This window comes from Sulfuriflexus sp., from assembly GCF_032250955.1.
In the GTDB taxonomy this organism is placed as follows: domain Bacteria; phylum Pseudomonadota; class Gammaproteobacteria; order AKS1; family AKS1; genus Sulfuriflexus.
The window spans coordinates 1-5329 of the sequence record NZ_JAVVES010000104.1 but is presented as its reverse complement, the minus strand read 5'-3'; the positions used below and the strand labels follow the sequence as shown (position 1 = coordinate 5329).

General features: G+C 54.1%; 5 protein-coding genes. All 5 read left to right on the top strand.

Translation table 11 applies throughout. The annotated features are described in order from the left end of the window. Nucleotides 1-504 (top strand): hypothetical protein (locus RQ738_RS13020; protein ID WP_314165725.1); only part of this gene is annotated, 504 nt, incomplete at its 5' end. Nucleotides 505-530: 26 nt separating this feature from the next. Continuing rightward, nucleotides 531-1769 (top strand): TIGR03790 family protein, encoded by a 1239-nt coding sequence (locus RQ738_RS13015; protein ID WP_314165723.1) that lies wholly within the window; start codon nt 531-533, stop codon nt 1767-1769. 71 nt (nt 1770-1840) lie between these two features. Beyond that, entirely contained in the window at nt 1841-2851 is a 1011-nt protein-coding gene (locus RQ738_RS13010) for an endonuclease/exonuclease/phosphatase family protein (protein WP_314165722.1), read from the top strand. 32 nt (nt 2852-2883) lie between these two features. Then, the gene (locus tag RQ738_RS13005; protein WP_314165720.1) at nt 2884-3960 is read left to right on the top strand and encodes a CapA family protein; all 1077 of its coding nucleotides are present in this window, start codon (nt 2884-2886) and stop codon (nt 3958-3960) included. Nucleotides 3961-4057: 97 nt separating this feature from the next. After that, a partial coding sequence (locus tag RQ738_RS13000) for a hypothetical protein (RefSeq protein ID WP_314165719.1) occupies nt 4058-5329 on the top strand: 1272 nt, incomplete at its 3' end.

Genomic DNA, 5329 nt, shown 5'->3' with positions numbered 1-5329 from the left:
GGCAAATGGGTCGGCAGAATCCTCCAGGAGACCAGGGACCCTCTGTTCGAGCCCTCTCGGGACGGCTTGTTTGAGAACAACCTGGTCGTGACGGATGACCGCCTGCAGATGCACTTCAATATCGGCCGTGGCACGGATCCGGAAAGCTTTGTGTTCCGTGGCAACGCCTGGTTCGATCCGCAGGGGAAAATCAGGCCGATCCTGCCGACATACGAATTGGATGGGATCTACAATCTTGATCCCGGAATCGTTAAAAATGGCGAGGGGCAGTGGATCGCCACCTCTGCTGATCCACGCGTCAAAAATGTCGGCCCCTGGGGCTATTCACCCTGGGTTGCGCCGGTGGCGTTTGGCGACATTATCATGGAACGAAGCGTCACTCCAGTTGCAGTCGAACCGGAGCCTGAGCAAACATCTTTGCCTTTGGTGGGCGGTCTGGCCGTGCTAGGGTTGACGGGTCTTGTTTGCCTCGCCTACCGTGCGCTGCGACCGATAAGACGATGACCTGCCAGTTAGCTTTTGAGCCGAGAATGATTGCCATGAAATACCTGTTGATATTGCTCTCCGCGTTATTGCTGCTGCCGTCCCAGGCCGCTGCACTTCACCCTGCCGAAATCGTGGTGATTGCCAACAGTGCCGTCAGTGGCAGCGTCGATCTTGCCAAATATTATATGAAGCAACGCGGTATCCCGAAGGAGAACCTGATCCGGATCAGAACCACCTCAAAGGAGTTCTGTTCCCGGGATGTCTACAATGACGAGATTGCGGAACCTGTCCGCAATTTTCTCAGGAAAAAAGCAGATGGTACGTCGATCCGCTGCCTGGTGACTATTTACGGCGTCCCTCTGCGCATCAACCCTCATGCATGGACTCCAGATGGGAAGAAAGAACTGGAGGCACTGCAAAAGGACCGCGCAAAAATTCAGAAGCAGCTGGAAAGACTGAGCGTTGAGCAATTGTCACAAGCTGAGCACTTGAAGCAGCAAATTGTTTCTTTTGACAGCCTCATTGAAAAGCTCAACAAAAAAGATGACCGTGCGGCGGTCGATTCCGAACTGACCTTGTTGTGGCGGGAAACTTATCCTGTTAAAAGCTGGGTTGCCAACCCGTATTTCCTGGGATTCCGCCAGAAGTCGTTGCCTGTGGCCAAAGAAGATATTCTGTTTGTCGCCCGTCTGGACGCCCCATCTGAAAAAATCGTGCGCAGGATGATCGATGACAGCCTTGCCGCCGAGACCAGCGGCCTTCAGGGAACCACCTATATCGATGCACGCTGGCCCAAGGCTGACAAAGATAAACGGAATGCGTATGAACTTTATGACCATTCTCTTCACCAGGCCGCCGATAAGATAGCCGCGGGTCGCGCAATGCCAATGGTCGTGAACGATCAGCAGGCGCTTTTTCAGGCCGGCGAGGCTCCTGATGCGGCTCTTTACTGCGGCTGGTACAGCGTCAACCGGTACGTGGATGCCTTCGACTGGAAACCTGGGGCCATCGGCTATCACATTGCCAGCGGCGAGTGTGGCACATTGAAACCCGGTTCGGGAAAAGGCTGGTGCAAGGGAATGCTCGAGGATGGCGTGGCGGCTACGCTGGGGCCCGTCGGCGAGCCATATCTGACAGCTTTCCCGCCTCCTGAGTTGTTTTTCAGCTTGCTGGTTGACGGTTATTACACTCTCGCCGAAGTTTACTTTTTGAGTTTGCCGTACCTCTCCTGGCAGATGGTTCTGATTGGCGACCCGTTGTATCGTCCCTTTAGGAATCTGTGAGAACTTGTACATTTCCCGTCGATAGGCTGCCGAAGTTGAGTTACGGCATATTTGGCAATGTGGGTATTTGAATGAAATCAGGATTGGCCCAGATCACATCCGGGCTCATGAAGTTTTCTGTTTACGCTTACCTGGTTGTGGTTCTCGGTGTATTGGCAATCCTCTACCTGACCGGAGACCGCTGGTGGTTTGGGACTGTTCTTCTATATGGGCCGCGCTGGATTTACCTGTTGCCAATGGCTGTGCTGGTACCGATTGCGCTTGCCTGGCAACGGCGGTCGCTTTGGTTGCTGGGTTTGACTTTCATCGTCATCACTTGGCCGATAATGGGACTCAATGTTTCGGTCAACCGCTGGCTTAGTGAATCAGTGCAATCGGAATTACGGGTCGTGACCTACAACGTGCATCGTTGGGAAGTCTCTGGAGATGAAATTACCGCACTGCTCAATGAAGTGCAGCCGGACCTGTTGGCTGTGCAGGAATGCGCATCACCCAGGCGGGTTAAAAACAAGATCCCCGAGAAATGGTTTACTGAAAGTGCAGGATATAGCCTTGTCGTCTCACGACACCCTATATCTCGCTGTGAGTCATGGCGGCGAGGAAAGGAGATCAATGGCCTTTACTGCGTCATCGAAACCCCTGGGGGACCCGTCGGTTTCGGCAATGTGGATCTTCTGACGCCACGCCGGGCCTTAAAGACCATACTCGACCGGGAAACGATCTTCGACCTGACACAGGTGGATTATGCCCAGGAAAGGATCGCCCAGCGCTGGCAGGAGTCCGAAGAACTGCAGCGCTGGCTGCAGGCCTTTCCAGAGTCCGACAAGGTCTTCGCCGGCGATTTTAACCTAACGGTCGACAGCCCGATTTTCCGTAGCTTTTGGGCGCAATACCAGAATGCCTACGGGCAGACCACTTTCGGTTACGGGCATACCAAGATAACCAGGATCAATATCTTCAGGTACAAGTCGAGGATCGATCATATCCTTGCAACATCGCGGCTGCGACCGTTGGATAGTTGGGTGGGGCCAGATTTCGGGTCGGACCATTTACCGCTGGTCGCCGATTTTGCGTGGCGTTGATTTTTCAAGGAAAGGCTCACAGGAATTTTGCCATGCAGGCTGATCGTCGCAATTCAATCCGTTTTGCAGCCGTGGGGGACTTGCTGCTTGCAGACTTACCCGGAGGCAGGGCAGGCCGTGGTATGGAGTCCTTGTCCGGGGACGTGCGCGCACTGTTCGCATCTTGTGACCTGGTCTTTGCCAACCTCGAAGCAACCTTGCCGGGGGAACGCAGTGTGGCCACCGAACCGGTCGTACTGTCGACGGTGGCACAGATTCGCTCTTTGGCGGAGTCAGGGATCAGCCTCGTTACCCTGGGGAACAACCACGTCTTTGATTGTCTGGAGGAAGGCTTCCTAAACCTTGCCGGCGCTTTGAACGAGATGGGCATCCCCTGGTTCGGCGCCGGTCAAGACCTTGCAGAAGCTTCCCGCCCGGCTATTATTGAGTTAAACGGGCTTTCCATCGGGTTTTTAGGCGCTGTAGACAAGTCCAGCGCCCCCTCTGCCTTTGCCAGCGCATCGGCAGTCGGAGTTGCGCCCCTCGATATCAGTCAAATCTGCCAATCGATCAGGGTTCTCCGCAAGCAGGTCGATCATGTTGTTGTGTCCCCGCATTGGGGGATGGAACGTTTCCGCATTCCTTCTCCGGAACAGATCGAACAGGCACGGCTAATGGTGGAAGCTGGAGCGACAATGATCCTTGGTCACCATCCTCACGTGTTGCAGGGTGTGGAAACCTACCGTGGCGCGCTGACTGCCTATTCACTGGGTAATTTCCTGGCGAATAATGTTCACTGGAGGGATGGTGATCAACTTGAATGGAACAGATTCGAGCGAACAGGGCTAATACTGCTGGCAGAATTCAGTGCTGATCGTGTCTTCAATATTGAGCAGATACCTGTATTTGACGATGGTGTATGCATCTCCATAGATAAATCAGGACGAGGTGATCGTTATTTGCAGAAGGCAAATCTTCTGTTGCAGAAGGGAATTACCGCGAAGGATTTCAACCGCGAAAGATTCTACATTCAGACCGTGAAGCCCATCATGGCACAGCTGAAATGGTCTAAATTGAAACGGATCCGCCCAAGCCATCTTGGCAAGTTGAAAAAGTTGTTGTCCCAGTAAAGCGCTGTTCGAGACGGCTCGCCACAAAAAAACAGCCCTTCAAAGTGATGATAAGGGGTCAATGATGTCCTTTCAAAAGTCCAGGATAAAACTTTGCTTGCTGCTCCTTGGAACTGTTGTGGCCAGCCTTGGCATGGGAATGATCTACAGCACAGACGCGGCTCGTGATGGTGATTTCGAGGTTGTGCCGCCATCTTCGACCCTGGACCCCCGAAATGACACATCTCCTTTCCAACCACTGGGCCCCCGCAGGGATAAGCTGCGCATCGGAAATGCTTTTTCAATTACCATGGCCGAAGAAGCCCTGTCTGAAAACCAGCTTCCGGAGATGGCTCCTGGACACCCTCGATTGCTGCTGAGGCAAACAAACTGGCCCTATGGGTTGTCTCTGGAACAGCTTCGAGCACGGGCCAGGCAGGAGCCCTGGAAAACCCAAATTGCCAAAGATATGTCCAAACCACCTGATCACCCCTCCTCTTCCAGCGTCATAACTCATCGTGCACTGCTCTACCTGATCACGGGCGACGAGTCGCTGGTGCCACGGATTGTTGAGCGGATCATGGAAGCAAAACCTCAATACAACGTTGGTGGTGGACTTGTTAATACTGCCCTGTGGTACGACTGGATCTACAAAAGCAAGAGCGTAACCGATGCGCAGCGCCGGGCGATGGCGGATAAGATCGCCGAGGTGGCTCTGGAATGCGCAAGAATATACGAGTCGGGTCATGCCTTCGACATCTGGACCCACCGCGGTTCGCCGGGCTGGGCCTCCGATGTACTGGCGGCAGGCCTGGTGCTCGATGATAGCCACCCGCAGGCGGAAAAGTTGCGCCGCTGGGGCATGGGCTATTTCAAACGCAACTATTTCCGCGCCTGGCAGCATAACGACGGGGCCTGGATGCATGGTGGTGCCAGCTATAATATTGGCCTGATCATGCCGCAGGTCATCGCCTACTGGGCCAGTGCCGTGGCCGGAGAAGATATCTATCAAGTGATCCATGATGAATACGGCAACTGGCTCGAAGGTCACCTGCATTACATGATGAGTGAAGTCTTCCCCGACAAGACCCACAGTGATGCGGTCGCCTGGGATTACGCCCCCAAAAAACTCAGAATCAAGGGGAGGAATTCTTACTGGGCCATCGCTCGTGCCTACGGAAACTCGGAGTTTTACGCTTTTCAGCGCTGGCTCGGCGAGGATCCGCAATCCGGGCCGTACGGTGATTTAATGCGGATTCTTTTTTACGATGACAAGGTTGCCGCCCAGCCGCCGAAACTTAGTATGGACGGTCCATCTGCCCAGCTCTGGGGCCGATATGGACCTGGGTACCTGCAGATGCGATCGAAAGGTTGGGAACCTGATTCCACG

Coding starts and splice junctions, on each gene's coding strand:
- RQ738_RS13005 (WP_314165720.1), top strand. CDS start 2,884: ATGCAGGCTGATCGTCGCAATTCAATCCGTTTTGCAGCCGTGGGGGAC.
- RQ738_RS13015 (WP_314165723.1), top strand. CDS start 531: ATGATTGCCATGAAATACCTGTTGATATTGCTCTCCGCGTTATTGCTG.
- RQ738_RS13010 (WP_314165722.1), top strand. CDS start 1,841: ATGAAATCAGGATTGGCCCAGATCACATCCGGGCTCATGAAGTTTTCT.